This window comes from Nocardia sp. XZ_19_369 (genome assembly GCF_015355715.1).
Classification (GTDB): domain Bacteria; phylum Actinomycetota; class Actinomycetes; order Mycobacteriales; family Mycobacteriaceae; genus Nocardia.
The window spans coordinates 352,606-365,479 of sequence record NZ_JACVED010000001.1 but is presented as its reverse complement, the minus strand read 5'-3'; the positions used below and the strand labels follow the sequence as shown (position 1 = coordinate 365,479).

The following is a 12,874-nucleotide window of genomic DNA, read 5'->3' as shown; positions in this document are numbered from 1 at the left end:
GAGGGTGCTAGCAGACTGCTTGCAATAGTTAGCACCCTGCCCTAGAATTGAACTCGTACAACCGCCAGAAGGTGAGTGATGGCAGACCAGCCCGAGGTTTCCGCCGAGTACACCGATAGTTCGGCCGAGCAATCGGCCGGCGTCGGAGAAAAAGCGGCCCGCGTGGTGAACGCGGCGCACGACATCGGAGGCTTCATCAGGGCACAGCGAGAGGCCGCGCAAGTCTCGCTGCGTCAGCTCGCCACCCTTGCGGGAGTGAGCAATCCGTACCTCAGCCAGATCGAGCGCGGATTGCGCAATCCATCCGCCGAGGTACTCGCGCAGATCGCCAAGGCACTGCGGGTGTCTTCGGAGGTGTTGTACGTCCGGGCCGGCTATCTCGAACAGCGGCCACACAGCCCGGTCCGGGATGCCCTGCTCGCCGATACGTCGATCAGCGAACGGCAAAAGCAGGTGCTGCTCGAAATCTATGAATCGTTTCGCCGGGAAAACGGAGGGAACGAGCCCGGGGGGGATGGGGACAGCGTCGTTCCGCGCACACCAACCGAAACTCCGCCACGCCAGGAGAACGAAGAAACATGACCGAGAAGAACCCGACCGTGACCAAGCCGCTGCTCGCTACCGTCGGTGCGGGCGACGCCATCTACGCCGTCGTGACCGATGTCGTCACCCAGGTGCGTGAGCGCGCCGCCTCGACCGACGTCTCCGCCCGGGTCGACGAGGCCCGCGAGCGCTTCGCCAACGTGCCCGCCGATGTGCAGGCCCAGTTCGAGACGCTGCGCGAGCGGCTCGCCGGACTGCCCTCGGAACTGCCGGAGGACCTCGCCGAGCTGCGCGAGAAGTTCACCCCCGAGGAACTGCGCACGCTGGCCGACAAGTACTACCACCAGGTGCTCGACATCTACGCCGATCTCGCCGTGCGCGGCGAGGAGACCGTGGAGCGGCTGCGCGCCAACCACCTGGTCGAGGAGCAGATCGAGCGCGTCGAGACGCTGTACAAGGACGCCGCCACCCGCGCGGAGGACGTGCTGGGCCGGGTCAACGGCCTGCTCGGCCGCCCGGCCAAGGTCGAGGGCGAGGCGCCCGCGCCGGTCGTCGACGCCGAGGTCGTCACGGTGACCACCGAGACCACCCCGGCCCCCGAGGAGAACGGTGCGCCTGCCGCGCCCGCAGCGCCTGCCGCCCCCGCCGCCAAGAAGGCCGCCCCGGCCAAGAAGGCTCCCGCGAAGAAGGCCGCGCCCAAGAAGGCATGAGCTGACCGATACGCCGTGCGTTCCGAGCGTTGATTCGTAAGGGCCGCAACGGTATTGGAGTTCGACCGAGCAACGCCCCCGCACACTCTGGTGTGCGGGGGCGTTGCTCGTATGATGGGTGAGGTGAATATGGTGCACGGATTGACCGGGATGATCCTGCTCGTGCTGTGGCTGGCGGCGCTAGGCGCGACGATCTTTGCGCTGATTCATGCCGTGCGGCAGCGTCCGGACGCGTTTACCGCGGTGGACAAACTGACCAAGCCGATCTGGCTGGCGATCCTCGGGGTCGCGGTGCTGCTGCTCCTGCTCTCGCCCGCGGGTCTCGGGCTGCTCTCCTTCATCGCCATCATCGCCACCGGCATCTACCTGGCCGATGTTCGGCCGAAGGTGGACGAAGTTCAGCGGGGTCCACGCTGGTAATCGACGAATACTCGATAACTTTTGCGGTGCTAGCACTAGCTAGCGGCATGAATCGGAGTTACTGTATCGAGCAGTAACACAAAGGAGTGTCCGATGCGTGCCAAGCTGCCGACTGCGTTGGTGAACTTCCCGGGTCAGCTTCGGGGGTTGCTCGACGCACACCGCGCGAACCTGCGGTCCCGTACCTACGCGACCACGGCGTTCAACCCGCCCACCGTCGTGCCCGAGGTGATCCCGGTGACCACCCGCGACGGTGTCCGGCTCCGCGTCCACTCCTACGGCCCCGCCGACCGCCCGGTGATCGTGCTGGTGCACGGCTGGACCTGCTGCATCGAATACTGGAACGCCCAGATCAACGCCTTCGCCGGCGAGTACCGCGTGGTCGCCTACGATCAGCGCGGCCACGGCGAGAGCGAATACGGCACCAGCATGCTGAGCATGGAGCTGCTCGCCGACGACCTGGATGCCGTGCTCACCGCATCGCTGCGCCCCGGCCAGCGGGCCGTGCTGGTCGGCCACAGCCTGGGTGGCATGACGCTGCAGGCGTGGGCCGCGCGCTACCCCGAGCACGTCGCCGAGCAGGCGCTCGCCGTGCTGCTCACCAATACCGCGCCCGATCGGCTGGTTTTCGAGACCACCGTGGTGCCGCTGCTGAACCGGCCGATGCGGCTGCTGGAGCTGAAGGTGCCGCTGCCGTTCCTGTTCGGGCGCCTCGGGCTCGGCGCCCCGCTCGTCTTCCCGCCGATCGCGCCGGTGCGGTGGCTGTTCGCGCGGTCGATCATGACCACCAAGGCCAAGGGCGACCTGCTCGACTTCAGCATGGCCATCGTGCGGTCGTGTCCGGCCATGGTGCGGGCCAGATTCGGCAGGCTGCTCGCCGATATGAACGTCGGCGAGGGTGCGCGAAACCTGGTGGTGCCCACCACGGTGATCGCCGGATCGTTCGATGACATGACGCCCGTGGTGCATTCCGAGCGGATCGCGGAAATACTCAGGGAGACCGGCCATCTGGCGCGCTTCACCGAGCTGCCGACCGGGCATCTCGGCAATACCGAGGCCTACGAACAGTTCAACGAGGAACTGGCGCGCGTCCTCGAATCGGTACGCCCCCGGCGCGCCGAGATCGCGGGCTGATTCCTCGGCTGCGCGCGGTCAGGTGAACACGACCGTGCGGCGGCCGTGCACGAGCACCCGGCCCTCCAGATGCCAGCGCAGGCCACGCGCGAGCACGACGCGTTCGATGTCGCGGCCCTGCCGGACCATGTCGAGCACGTCGTCGGCGTGGTCGATGCGGCTCACGTCCTGCTCGATGATCGGGCCCGCATCCAGCTCCGCGGTGACGTAGTGGCAGGTGGCGCCGATCAGCTTCACGCCGCGCGCGAACGCCTGGTGGTACGGGCGGGCGCCGACGAACGAGGGCAGGAAGCTGTGGTGGATATTGATCGCCCGGCCTGCCCAGTGCGCGCACAGTTCCGGCGGCAGCACCTGCATGAAACGGGCGAGCACCACCGCGTCCGGGTGGTGCGAGTCGACCAGCGCCTGTAGTTCGGCGAAGGCGGGCCCGCGGTCGGCCGGGTCCTTCGGGAACGGCACGTGATGGAACTTCACCCCGTGAGCGTCGGACATTCCGGCCAGATCGGGGTGGTTGCCGATCACCGCCTCGATCGTCGCGGGCAACTCACCGCTGGCGGCGCGCCCGAGCAGGTCGTGCAGGCAGTGCCCGTCCTTACTGACCAGCAGCACCGCGCGGCGGCGTGCGCCGGAGTCGAGCAGCTGCCATTCCGTCTCCGGCCCCAGCTCGGCGGCCACCGTCGCGAATCGGTCGCGCAGTTCCGCGAGACCGAACGGCACCGTCGCCGCCTTGATCGCCTGCCGGGTGAAGAACCAGCCGCTGTCGGCGTCGGAGTGATAGCCCGCCTCCACGATCGACCCGCCGAACTCGGCGATGAAGGTGGTGATCCGGGCGATGATGCCGGGACGGTCGGGGCAGCCGAGCGTCAGCACGAAGCGTCGATCGTCCAGGGCGAGTGGAGCGGAACTCATGACGCTCATCCTTCCAGGTCAGCCTGGACAGGAGAGCAGGAGGTTTGCTGGGATCCGGCGGGGTAGCGGTCAGAGATCGTAAAACGGCTCAGGGTAGTGGAATTCGCCCGTGATGCGAGGGTCGTAGGCGCTGAGCGGGCGGACCTGGAAGTGCGATATCCAGGCGGGGACGTCGGGGGTGATGCCGAGGCGGGCCGCCGGGACGAAGCCGAATTGCGGGTAGTAGTCGAGGTGGCCGAGCAGGCAGACGAGTGGTTCGTCGAGGGCGTCGGCGGCGCCGAGGGCCGCGTGCATGAGTGCGGAGCCGACACCGCTGTGCTGGTGTTCGGCGACGACACCGATCGGGCCCAGCGCGAGGACGGGGAAGGGGCCGACGGCGGCCCGGGTGAGGCAGACATGTCCGATGACGGTTTTGTACTCCACCGCCACCATCGAGAGGGTCGGGATCCAGCCGGGGTCGCTGCGCAGCCGGGCGACCAGATCGACCTCGGGCGGCTCGGCCCCGTCGTTCTCAGATGGTTCGCCGGTACGGTCGCCGTCCGCCTGAAGCGGACCGAACGCGCTGCGATGGACGGCGGCGATCTCGGCGATGTCGTCGGCGCGCTCGCGACGGATCAGCACGGTGTCGTCTCCTCCCGAACAAGTAGGGGCCCATCCGCACACGTTAATCAGTCGACCGCTGCGTCACTACCGGCGATCTGTCACCTGTACGAGTGTGCGGGAGTGTCGCCAGGCGCGCAACGGAATTCGCCACCGGTGTGCCAGACTCTCAGCTCATGGCAAGTTCCGCGTCACTCACCAGGGCCGAAGTGGCCGCCATGATCGATCACACACTGCTGGCGCCGGGGGCGACCCCCGACGACGTCGCCGCGTTGATCTACGAAGCCCGCGAACTGGGGGTGCTGGCGATCTGCGTGTCCCCGTCGATGCTGCCGGTGCGCGCGCAGGGGCTGGTGGTCGCGACCGTCGCCGGATTCCCGTCCGGCAAACACCATTCGCTGGTCAAGGGCGCCGAGGCCCGGCTCGCGGTGGACCAGGGCGCGACCGAGGTGGACATGGTCATCGACGTCGGCGCGGCACTGGCCGGCGACTACAACGCGGTGCTCTCCGACATCGTCACGGTGCGCGAGGCGATCGGCGACCGTGCGGTGCTCAAGGTGATCATCGAGGCGGCCGCGCTGCCGGACGCCGCGATCGTCGAGGTCTGCCGGGTCGCCGAGCGCGCGGGCGCGAATTTCGTGAAGACCTCCACCGGTTTTCACCCCGCGGGCGGCGCCAGCGTGCACGCGGTCGAGCTGATGGCGGCGACCGTGGGCGGGCGGCTCGGGGTCAAGGCGAGCGGCGGTATCCGCACCGCCGAGGCCGCGGCGGACCTGATCGCGGCGGGCGCGACGCGGCTCGGGTTGTCGAAGTCGCGCGAGGTGCTCGACGGGTTCCCGGCCTGAGCCGTCCTCCCGTTAGTTGGTGCGGCGCAAGCGATCAGGCGCAGGTGGCGTTCGCGTTCTCGGCGGCGGGCAGCTCGGCGCGACCGCCCGCGAGCTTGACCGCGATACCGTCGTCGGTCACCTTCACCTCGGTCGGCGCCATGTGGTACGGGTAGCTCTGCAGGCTCTTGGTGAACACCTCGACGATGCCCTGCACCAGATCGGTGGGCAGGCCCATGCCGAGCAACTGCGCCGACATCGTCTCCACCTCGATCACCCCGCCCTTGATCACCGGCTTGACCTGCAACTGGGCCAGCCCGCCGAGCACATCCAGGGTGAGCATGTCCGAGGCCGCCGACGAGCGCACGCCGCTGACCAGGCCGCCGAGCGTCTGCCGGATGCCGTCGTTGTGCCAGCTGACATCGGCCGACGAACTGCCGATCACGCCGCCGCCACGACCGTTGTCGGTCACCTCGACGCCGTGGAACTCGGCGTGCACCACCATGCCGACCGCGGGGCCGAACTTGGTGTCGTCGCTGTCCACCTTCACCGTCGGCACCTTGCCGTCGATCCAGGTGATCAGCATCGGTTTGGCGCCGAAGCCGACATCGATCTTCGAGCCCATCTCCTTCTCGAATTGCGTACTGATGCACTGGGAGACGGTGTGCCTGGCGTACGCCTCGCCGCCGGCCAAGGCCGTGGCCAGCAGGATCGCTACCACGGTCAGGGCGATCAGCAGGGCTCGCCGGGTGATCGTCTTGGTGGGCCTTGGCTGCGTACTCATGCGGCTGATTCTTCCCGACGTTTCTGTGCCGTCTCTGAGGGGGCGATGAGGGGTTCGAATGTGACATGTGACACAGGATTCGAGCGTAGCCTTAGGCACATGGCTGGCGAGGCGGCGGGCCGGGCCCTCGGTTCCGCGGAACACGGCTGGCGTGTGCTGCGGCGATTGGCCGGTCGCCACGCGGGTTTCTTCACCACCCGGCAGGTGGTGCGCACCCGGTGTGAGGCGCGGGTGCGGATCGCGCTCGGTGACGGCTCGGTGACCCGGGCGGGGGTCGGGTTGCTCCGACTATCCGAATGGCCTGCTGGTCCGCTCGACGAATACGCCATGTGGGCCGCCTGGTTCGACGGTGCCGCGGCGGTCTCCCATCACAGCGCGGCCGAACTGCACGGCATCGGCCGACTACGCCCCCGCTTCCTGCACCTGTCGGTGGGTTCGGGCCGCCCGCCGGTGACTCCGCGACTGGTGGTGCTGCGCCGCTCACTGATCGGCACCGAAATCGAGTCGGCGGGCCCGTTCTTGGTGACAACACCGCTGCGTACAGTGCTCGATCTGGCCGAGGCGGACATCGGCCAGTCCGCACTCGACGAGGTGGTCGCCGACGCGGTCGCGATCAACCGCTGCGCGAGCGACGAAATCCGCACGGCCGGTGCGGGACTGACACCGCGCGCGGCCGCCAGGGTCTATCGAGCACTGGCAAGCGCGTAGCCGACGCACGAAAACAGCAGCGGTGCAGAGTAAGTCAGAATGTGCACCGGCTGCTGTAGCTCAGAGTGCCCGGGGTGGTTCGAGTTTCGGCGCGACGGTATCCCACGGCACGGAAAGCACGCAGTCGCGCATGCGGCGACGGTAGGTCCGCAGTGGAAACCCTTCCTGCCGTAGTGATTCGGCGGCAGCACGCCAGCGGATGCGGGGGCCGAAGGGGGCCAGGGGTGCGGCGCGGGCCCAGGCTCGGTCAGCGGCGGTGAGCAGGGTGTGGATTCGTTCGCCCGGAATGTTGCGGTGAATCAAGGCTTTCGGTAGCCGCTCGGCGATGTCGGAGGGCTGGGCGACGGTGAACGGATCCCAGGCGAGGGTGAGCGATTGCGGGCCGGTGCGGTCCAGCAGTACCCAGGCGCAGCGGCGGCCCAGTTCGTCGCAGGTGCCATCGATCAGCAGGCCGCCGGGGGCGAGATTGGACAGGATGGTCGACCAGGCCTCGGGCACCGCCGATTCCGGATATTGCCGCAGCACGTTGAACGCGCGCACCAGAACCGGTCGCAGCCCGGCCAATTCGAACCCGCCACGGGCGAAGGTGACGCCGTCGCGACCGGGCACCACCCGGGCCGGATCGATCTCGAGGCCGACGACCCGGACCTCCGGCCGCACGGTCCGCAGCCGTGCCGCCAATTCCAGGGTGGTCCACGGGCTGGCCCCGTAACCGAGATCGACGACCAGGGGATCGGTCGCCGCGCGCAGCCGCGCCACCACCGATTCGTCATGGGTCAACCAGCGATCGCTGCGGCGTAGCCGGTTGACGCCGGTGGTGCCGCGGGTGATGGAGCCTAGGGGTTTGGTCAGCGGGTCGGGTGGTGGTCGTCGAGCCACTGCACGGTGAACTCGGCTTCGGCCCGGAACAGGTCGATCAGGTTCACCAGCATCAACTGCTCGAGCCGCGGCCCGACCATCGGGATGAACACCTTCGCCTCCGAGGAGAAGCGCATGGTGCAGCCGGTGTCGGTGGGGAACAGGCGGATGGTGCCGCCGAGGCTGCCGGGCCCGGCCGGGATCGAGGCCGAGTATTTGCCGGTGATCTCCTCGGCGCCGAACGGCCCGTAGCTCTCCTTGCGGGTGATCACCATGTCCTTGCGCATCACGGCCTGGGCGATCTCGGGCAGCATGTCGCGCGGCAGGATGTGGTGCAGTTCGACGTCGATGCCGCCGTCACCGGCCTCCAGGTGCGCCACTTCATTGCCCGGCGAGTACTTCCGCATCTCGGCCATCCGCGCGTCCCAGTAGTCGCGGTTCGACAGCGCCGCGTACAGCTCCTTGGTGGTGTGCAACGGGTAGCGCGCGGAGTAATCCAATCGACGGGCCATGGATCCAGAGATTACTGGGTGGCGCGGCCCCGGCCTCGCTCGGCGGTACGGTCCACAAAAAAGGTGAGCGGGAAGTGTGCTGTCGCAACAACTTCCCGCTCCGAAGGGCTGATTCTCCGCGTGTCAGTGCGTGTCGAGCCAGGTGTTGGTGAACTCTTCCTCGTTCTTCAGCACCTCGGTCAGGTGCTCGGCGATCGCGGCCTCGATCTTGCCGCCGAACAGCGGGATCTTCACCTCGATGGTGCCGTTGGCGGCGGCGGTCGAGCCCGCGCCGTCCTCCCGCAGCGTGATGGTGCCGCGCACCTCGGCGGGCGCGCCCTCGACGGTCGCCTGGAAGGTGGCGGCGTCGCCGGTCCAGTTCTCCACGCGGGGGATGATCAGGTCGCCGGGGCGGACCGCGGTGATCGCGGCGGGCAGCAGCTCCGCGGCGATGGCCTGCACCAGCTGGACGCGGATCTGGTCGCCCTGCACGCTCACCGAGTCGAGCCGGGCATTCGGCCCGCCGACCTCGGCGACGCGGTCTTTCCAGTACTGGTCGTTCGCGAACGCCGCGCGCACGGCGGCAGCGGGATGCGAGTAGCGGGCCGTGTACGCCAGCGGTGTAGCCATGGTCGGACACGCTACCGTCTGCCTGTGCGAACTTCACGTGTGGTGCCGTCGGATGTGCTGGCCGCCACCGGCGCCCGGATCCGCGAATCGGTGCCGCTTGCCGAGCTGACCACGCTGCGGGTCGGTGGTCCGGCCACCGTCGCCGAGTGCGCGAGCACCGAATCGCTGGTGGCGACGGTACGCGCACTGGATACGGCGGGTATCCCGGTGCTGCTCATCGCGGGCGGTTCCAACCTGCTGATCAGCGACGACGGTTTCGACGGCGTGGTGGTGCGGGTGGCGACCGAGGGCGTCGAGCTCGGTACCGACGGTGTGCGGGCCGAGGCGGGCGCGAATTGGGACGCGGTCGTCGCGGCGACCGTCGCCGCGGGGCTCGGTGGCCTCGAGTGCCTGTCCGGAATTCCGGGTTCGGCCGGGGCGACGCCGGTGCAGAACGTCGGCGCGTACGGCGCGGAGGTGGCGAGCCTGCTGCGCCGGGTGCAGCTGCTCGACCGCCATAGCGGCGCGATCCGCTGGGTCGAGCCCGACGAGCTCGGGTTCGGTTATCGCACCAGCGTGCTCAAGCACCGCGACGACGCACTGGTGCTCGCGGTCGAGTTCGCCCTCGACCCGAGCGGTGCGAGCGTGCCGCTGCGGTTCGGCGAGCTCGCGACCGTGCTCGGCGCCGCGAACGGGGAATCCCGCCCGGCCGCCCAGGTCCGCGAGGCCGTGCTGCGCCTGCGCGCGGGCAAGGGCATGGTCCTCGACCCCGCCGATCACGACACCTGGAGCGCAGGCTCCTTCTTCACCAACCCGGTCGTGCCCGAGGATCGCGTGCCCGAGGTGCGCGCCGCGATCTCGGCGCATGTGGGTGATGTCACTGTGCCGACCTATCCGGCGCCGGACGGGGTCAAATTCTCGGCGGGCTGGCTCATCGAACGCGCCGGTTTCGCCAAGGGCTTCCCGGCCCCCGACGCACCCGCCCGGTTGTCCACGAAACACACGCTCGCGCTGACGAATCGCGGGGCCGCGACCGCCGCCGATCTGGTGGAATTGGCCAGGACGGTGCGCGATGGGGTGGCCGAGCGATTCGGCATCCAGCTCGAGCCCGAACCGGTCACCGTCGGCGTGACGTGGTAGCCGGTGAAACGGACACCACACCTTTCGGTAGTCAATCGAACGAGTTTGCCCGCGTAAATTCGATGTGGTGAGCAAGCGTCCAGTGATCCGTAGACCGGTCGCCGCGGTATCGGCCGTGCTGCTCGTCGTGGTCGCCTTGGTGGCCGGATGCAGCACCGGCAGCGGCGGTAACAGCAACTCCTCCCGCGAAGCGGGCCCCGTCGCCAAGGTCGCCCTGGCACCGGAGAACAACGCCAAGAAGGTCAACCCGACGGCACCCGTCTCGGTCACCGTCACCGACGGCACGATCGACCAGGTGGCGTTGACCAACGCCAACGGTAAACAGGTCGCCGGTGAATTCTCCCCGGACAAGCGCGCTTACACCATCACCGAGCCGCTCGGCTACGACGCCACCTACACCTGGTCCGGCACCGCGGTCGGCACCGATCGCAAGCCGATCCCGATCGACGGCACGTTCAGCACGCTCGCGCCGAAGAACACCGTCCCGGCGACCATCAACATCGCCGACAACCAGGAGGTCGGCATCGCCGCGCCGATCATCCTGCAGTTCAAGGCTTCCGTGCAGAACAAGGCCGCGGTGGAGAAGGCGATGACCATCACCACCGACCCGCCCACCGAGGGCGCGTGGGCCTGGTTCCCCGACGACAACGGCTCGCGATTGCATTGGCGCCCCAAGAATTACTGGGCGCCCGGCACCACGGTGCACGTCGCGGCCAAGCTCTACGGCCTGGATCTCGGCGACGGCAACTACGGATACTCCGACCTGACAACGGATTTCCGCATCGGCCGCAGCCAGATCGTGAAGGCCAACGCGCCGAGCCACCGCATGCAGGTGGTGCGCGACGGCCAGACCATCTTCGATTTCGCGGTCAGTTACGGCGAGGGCAACGAGCCGCGCAATGTCACCCGCTCCGGGTTGCACGTGGTCACCGAGAAGTACGAAGACTTCATGATGTCGAACCCGCCGTTCTACACCAACGTTCGCGAGCGCTGGGCCGTACGCATCTCCAACAACGGCGAATTCATCCACGCCAACCCGGAATCCTTGTCCGCCCAGGGTTCCTCGAACGTCACGAACGGCTGCATCAACCTCTCGCCCGCCGACGCGCAGGCCTACTTCGGGACCGCGCTCTACGGCGACCCGGTCGAAGTCACCGGCACCTCCATCCCGCTCTCGGCCGCCGATGGTGACCTGTACGACTGGACCATCGACTGGGCCACCTGGAAAACCATGTCCGCCTTGGACGGTTCTACCTCGGTCATCACCGCGACCCCGGTCGCGCCCGGCCCGCCACGGTAGGTTCGACTCGGGCGGATCCGGTTCCGCCCCCTCGGAATCCGATGGGGGCGCCGACGTTCAGCACAGTCAGGGGTTGATCCATTCGGCAGCCTTGTAGGCCGCGATGGCGTCGGTTTCGGCTTTGTCAGCGGCGACGTTCGCCTCCGCCATCAGACCAGATTTGTGGACAATATCGGATGCGGCACCCGCCCAGCTGGAGGCGGTCGCCGCAGCGCTCCCCGCTTTGCCGTGCTGACCGAAGTAGATCGGTGGAAGGTCGGTGTCTCCCATAGTGTTCGGCACCTTGCCGTATCCGCCGAGCAGTGCTGCTGTGCTATTCGCCGCGTTCAATGCGACCCCGGCCGCTGAACTAGCAGACAGCGCCGCGTTCTTCGCGTTGTTTGCCTCGGCGCTCTCCTTGGCTTTGTTCGCCCATTTCTCTGCGGCCGGCACCAAACCCTTCATCTGTTCGATAATCGACGCCGTGCCTTCTTTGTCTTTCACCGAGTCTTCCTGGCGTTTCTCGGCGTATTCGACTGCCTCGCGGGTCCGATAGAGCGCGCTGGCGGCTCGTTGTGCATGACAGCGTGCGGCATTGGCCGCCACGTCCTGCTCCTCTTCGCTCGTGCAGAGTTGAGGAGGGGGAGGGGAAGCTGCGTGAGCGAAGGTGGACAGTGGGCCGGGTGCCAGCAGCCCCACAACGATGGCCACTGCGGAGTAGCTGGTGATCCGAGAGATGGCGCGGTGCATGGAGAACTTTCCTTCCGTAGACACTCTGGGTACGTCGCTGTGCAACATTCGGCACTGGGACGACTACGGATGGCGGAGTCATCCGATCGTTACGACCTTCAGCGCGTCAGCACCCGCATCCCGCTGGCGTGGATCCATCGCGGTAACTCCGCGACCCCGGTCGCGCCCGGCCCGCCACGGTAGGTTCGACTCGTTGATATCGATGTGCTCGACGAGAAGGTGACGTGGTGAACGACGGGCGTGCGGTGGTGCTCGGTCCGGGCGGGGTGGTCGGCACCGCTTGGTTGCTCGGGGTGGCGGAAGGCTTGCGCCGCAACGGCATCGAGCTGGCCGACGCCGATCTGCTGGTCGGCACCTCGGCGGGCGCCATCGTCGGGGCGCTGCTGGCCGACGGACGTGACCTCGCCGCGCACGCGGAACCGCCGACCGCCGCGGGCCCCGCGCCGCAGGTGGATCCGGTGGTGACGGCGCAGGTGCTCGAACTGCTCCGCGGCCCGGACGCCGCGACGGCCTGGCCGCGCATCGCCGAGCTGACGTTGAACGCGTCCACCGCGCCCGAACAGTTACGGATCGAGGGCTTGAAAGCCATGGTGGGCGAAGGCGATTGGCCGCACCCCCGGCTGCTCATCCCGACCGTCGATGTTCATTCCGGTGCGCCCAAGGTGTGGCGCGGTACCGAGGGCGTCCCCGTGCACCTGGTGATCACGGCGAGCACCGCGATGCCGGGGATGGCCGCGCCGGTCACCATCGACGGCCGCCGCTATGTCGACGGCGCGCTGCGCAACGGCTCGAATGCCGATCTGGCCGAAGGCATGTCCACGCTCGTGCTCATCGAGCCGCTCGCCCATCTCTTCGCGACGAAGATGCCGTCGAGCGTGCAGCGGGTCGCCCGGATCGTGCCGGACCCCGTCGCGCTCGACATCTTCGGGCCGGACCTCAACGACGGGTCGGCCTGGACCGCGGTGTTCGGCGCGGGGCTGCGGCAGGGCAAGGGCGCGGCCGACGAGATCCGTTCGATCTGGACCTAGGGCCTGTCGCAAAGTCCCATCCGGCGCCTCCGGGGGCTGCTTCGTCGCCTGGCCGCGTTGTCGTCGTCGCCGATACAAACCCGGTAT

General features: G+C 68.2%; 16 protein-coding genes. 9 read left to right on the top strand and 7 right to left on the bottom strand.

All coding sequences use genetic code 11. From position 1 onward, the window contains the following. Positions 1-78 precede the first annotated feature (78 nt). The 4 genes from IBX18_RS01705 to IBX18_RS01690 all read left to right on the top strand — a co-directional run bounded on the left by IBX18_RS01705 (position 79) and on the right by IBX18_RS01690 (position 2,807). A complete protein-coding gene (locus IBX18_RS01705) occupies positions 79-582 on the top strand; it encodes a helix-turn-helix domain-containing protein (RefSeq protein ID WP_107659605.1) in 504 nt (167 codons plus the stop codon). Beyond that, positions 579-1,253 (top strand): heparin-binding hemagglutinin, encoded by a 675-nt coding sequence (locus IBX18_RS01700; RefSeq protein ID WP_107659604.1) that lies wholly within the window; start codon positions 579-581, stop codon positions 1,251-1,253. The genes IBX18_RS01705 and IBX18_RS01700 overlap by 4 nt, the downstream gene beginning before the upstream one ends. 114 nt (positions 1,254-1,367) lie before the next feature. Further along, entirely contained in the window at positions 1,368-1,673 is a 306-nt protein-coding gene (locus IBX18_RS01695) for a DUF2516 family protein (RefSeq protein WP_107659603.1), read from the top strand. Positions 1,674-1,766: 93 nt separating this feature from the next. Continuing rightward, the gene (locus IBX18_RS01690; protein ID WP_194832016.1) at positions 1,767-2,807 is read left to right on the top strand and encodes an alpha/beta fold hydrolase; all 1,041 of its coding nucleotides are present in this window, start codon (positions 1,767-1,769) and stop codon (positions 2,805-2,807) included. Positions 2,808-2,825: 18 nt separating this feature from the next. Here the strand turns inward: IBX18_RS01690 and purU are convergent, their stop codons facing one another. Together purU and IBX18_RS01680 are read right to left on the bottom strand one after the other, a co-directional pair. Next, positions 2,826-3,716: a formyltetrahydrofolate deformylase gene (purU, locus tag IBX18_RS01685; RefSeq protein ID WP_194832015.1), complete on the bottom strand. Its 891-nt coding sequence runs from the start codon at positions 3,714-3,716 to the stop codon at positions 2,826-2,828. Between the two features lie 69 nt (positions 3,717-3,785). Then, on the bottom strand, positions 3,786-4,337 hold the full coding sequence (locus IBX18_RS01680) for a GNAT family N-acetyltransferase (RefSeq protein WP_194832014.1): 552 nt from the start codon (positions 4,335-4,337) through the stop codon (positions 3,786-3,788). Positions 4,338-4,492: 155 nt separating this feature from the next. On the opposite strand from IBX18_RS01680, the gene deoC reads away from it, so the two are divergent. After that, a complete protein-coding gene (gene deoC / locus IBX18_RS01675) occupies positions 4,493-5,161 on the top strand; it encodes a deoxyribose-phosphate aldolase (RefSeq protein ID WP_194832013.1) in 669 nt (222 codons plus the stop codon). Between the two features lie 34 nt (positions 5,162-5,195). Here the strand turns inward: deoC and IBX18_RS01670 are convergent, their stop codons facing one another. After that, the gene (locus IBX18_RS01670; RefSeq protein ID WP_194832012.1) at positions 5,196-5,924 is read right to left on the bottom strand and encodes a DUF2993 domain-containing protein; all 729 of its coding nucleotides are present in this window, start codon (positions 5,922-5,924) and stop codon (positions 5,196-5,198) included. 99 nt (positions 5,925-6,023) lie between these two features. Between IBX18_RS01670 and IBX18_RS01665 the strand changes: the two genes are divergently transcribed. Continuing rightward, positions 6,024-6,632, top strand: coding sequence for a hypothetical protein (locus tag IBX18_RS01665; RefSeq protein WP_135233658.1), 609 nt, complete (start codon positions 6,024-6,026; stop codon positions 6,630-6,632). 60 nt (positions 6,633-6,692) lie between these two features. Here IBX18_RS01665 and IBX18_RS01660 read toward each other — a convergent pair whose 3' ends face one another. The 3 genes from IBX18_RS01660 to IBX18_RS01650 form a co-directional block, all read right to left on the bottom strand. After that, the gene (locus IBX18_RS01660) at positions 6,693-7,511 is read right to left on the bottom strand and encodes a class I SAM-dependent methyltransferase (protein ID WP_306796091.1); all 819 of its coding nucleotides are present in this window, start codon (positions 7,509-7,511) and stop codon (positions 6,693-6,695) included. Next, entirely contained in the window at positions 7,481-8,002 is a 522-nt protein-coding gene (locus tag IBX18_RS01655; protein WP_194832011.1) for a DUF2505 domain-containing protein, read from the bottom strand. The genes IBX18_RS01660 and IBX18_RS01655 overlap by 31 nt, the downstream gene beginning before the upstream one ends. A gap of 123 nt (positions 8,003-8,125) precedes the next feature. Further along, on the bottom strand, positions 8,126-8,611 hold the full coding sequence (locus IBX18_RS01650) for a DUF2505 domain-containing protein (protein ID WP_194832010.1): 486 nt from the start codon (positions 8,609-8,611) through the stop codon (positions 8,126-8,128). Positions 8,612-8,650: 39 nt separating this feature from the next. Between IBX18_RS01650 and IBX18_RS01645 the strand changes: the two genes are divergently transcribed. Both IBX18_RS01645 and IBX18_RS01640 read left to right on the top strand, forming a co-directional pair. Then, a complete protein-coding gene (locus IBX18_RS01645) occupies positions 8,651-9,730 on the top strand; it encodes a UDP-N-acetylmuramate dehydrogenase (protein WP_306796163.1) in 1,080 nt (359 codons plus the stop codon). A gap of 67 nt (positions 9,731-9,797) precedes the next feature. Next, the gene (locus IBX18_RS01640) at positions 9,798-11,030 is read left to right on the top strand and encodes an Ig-like domain-containing protein (protein WP_306796090.1); all 1,233 of its coding nucleotides are present in this window, start codon (positions 9,798-9,800) and stop codon (positions 11,028-11,030) included. 66 nt (positions 11,031-11,096) lie between these two features. Here IBX18_RS01640 and IBX18_RS01635 read toward each other — a convergent pair whose 3' ends face one another. Next, the gene (locus tag IBX18_RS01635; RefSeq protein ID WP_194832008.1) at positions 11,097-11,759 is read right to left on the bottom strand and encodes a hypothetical protein; all 663 of its coding nucleotides are present in this window, start codon (positions 11,757-11,759) and stop codon (positions 11,097-11,099) included. Positions 11,760-11,986: 227 nt separating this feature from the next. Between IBX18_RS01635 and IBX18_RS01630 the strand changes: the two genes are divergently transcribed. Next, the gene (locus IBX18_RS01630; protein WP_194832007.1) at positions 11,987-12,787 is read left to right on the top strand and encodes a patatin-like phospholipase family protein; all 801 of its coding nucleotides are present in this window, start codon (positions 11,987-11,989) and stop codon (positions 12,785-12,787) included. Positions 12,788-12,874: the final 87 nt, after the last annotated feature.

What these genes read in the sequence shown, in the direction of transcription:
- IBX18_RS01705 (WP_107659605.1), top strand. Translation starts at nt 79, where the DNA reads ATGGCAGACCAGCCCGAGGTTTCCGCCGAGTACACCGATAGTTCGGCC.
- IBX18_RS01700 (WP_107659604.1), top strand. Translation starts at nt 579, where the DNA reads ATGACCGAGAAGAACCCGACCGTGACCAAGCCGCTGCTCGCTACCGTC.
- IBX18_RS01695 (WP_107659603.1), top strand. Translation starts at nt 1,368, where the DNA reads ATGGGTGAGGTGAATATGGTGCACGGATTGACCGGGATGATCCTGCTC.
- IBX18_RS01690 (WP_194832016.1), top strand. Translation starts at nt 1,767, where the DNA reads ATGCGTGCCAAGCTGCCGACTGCGTTGGTGAACTTCCCGGGTCAGCTT.
- purU (WP_194832015.1), bottom strand. Translation starts at nt 3,716, where the DNA reads ATGAGTTCCGCTCCACTCGCCCTGGACGATCGACGCTTCGTGCTGACG.
- deoC (WP_194832013.1), top strand. Translation starts at nt 4,493, where the DNA reads ATGGCAAGTTCCGCGTCACTCACCAGGGCCGAAGTGGCCGCCATGATC.
- IBX18_RS01670 (WP_194832012.1), bottom strand. Translation starts at nt 5,924, where the DNA reads ATGAGTACGCAGCCAAGGCCCACCAAGACGATCACCCGGCGAGCCCTG.
- IBX18_RS01665 (WP_135233658.1), top strand. Translation starts at nt 6,024, where the DNA reads ATGGCTGGCGAGGCGGCGGGCCGGGCCCTCGGTTCCGCGGAACACGGC.
- IBX18_RS01655 (WP_194832011.1), bottom strand. Translation starts at nt 8,002, where the DNA reads ATGGCCCGTCGATTGGATTACTCCGCGCGCTACCCGTTGCACACCACC.
- IBX18_RS01650 (WP_194832010.1), bottom strand. Translation starts at nt 8,611, where the DNA reads ATGGCTACACCGCTGGCGTACACGGCCCGCTACTCGCATCCCGCTGCC.
- IBX18_RS01635 (WP_194832008.1), bottom strand. Translation starts at nt 11,759, where the DNA reads ATGCACCGCGCCATCTCTCGGATCACCAGCTACTCCGCAGTGGCCATC.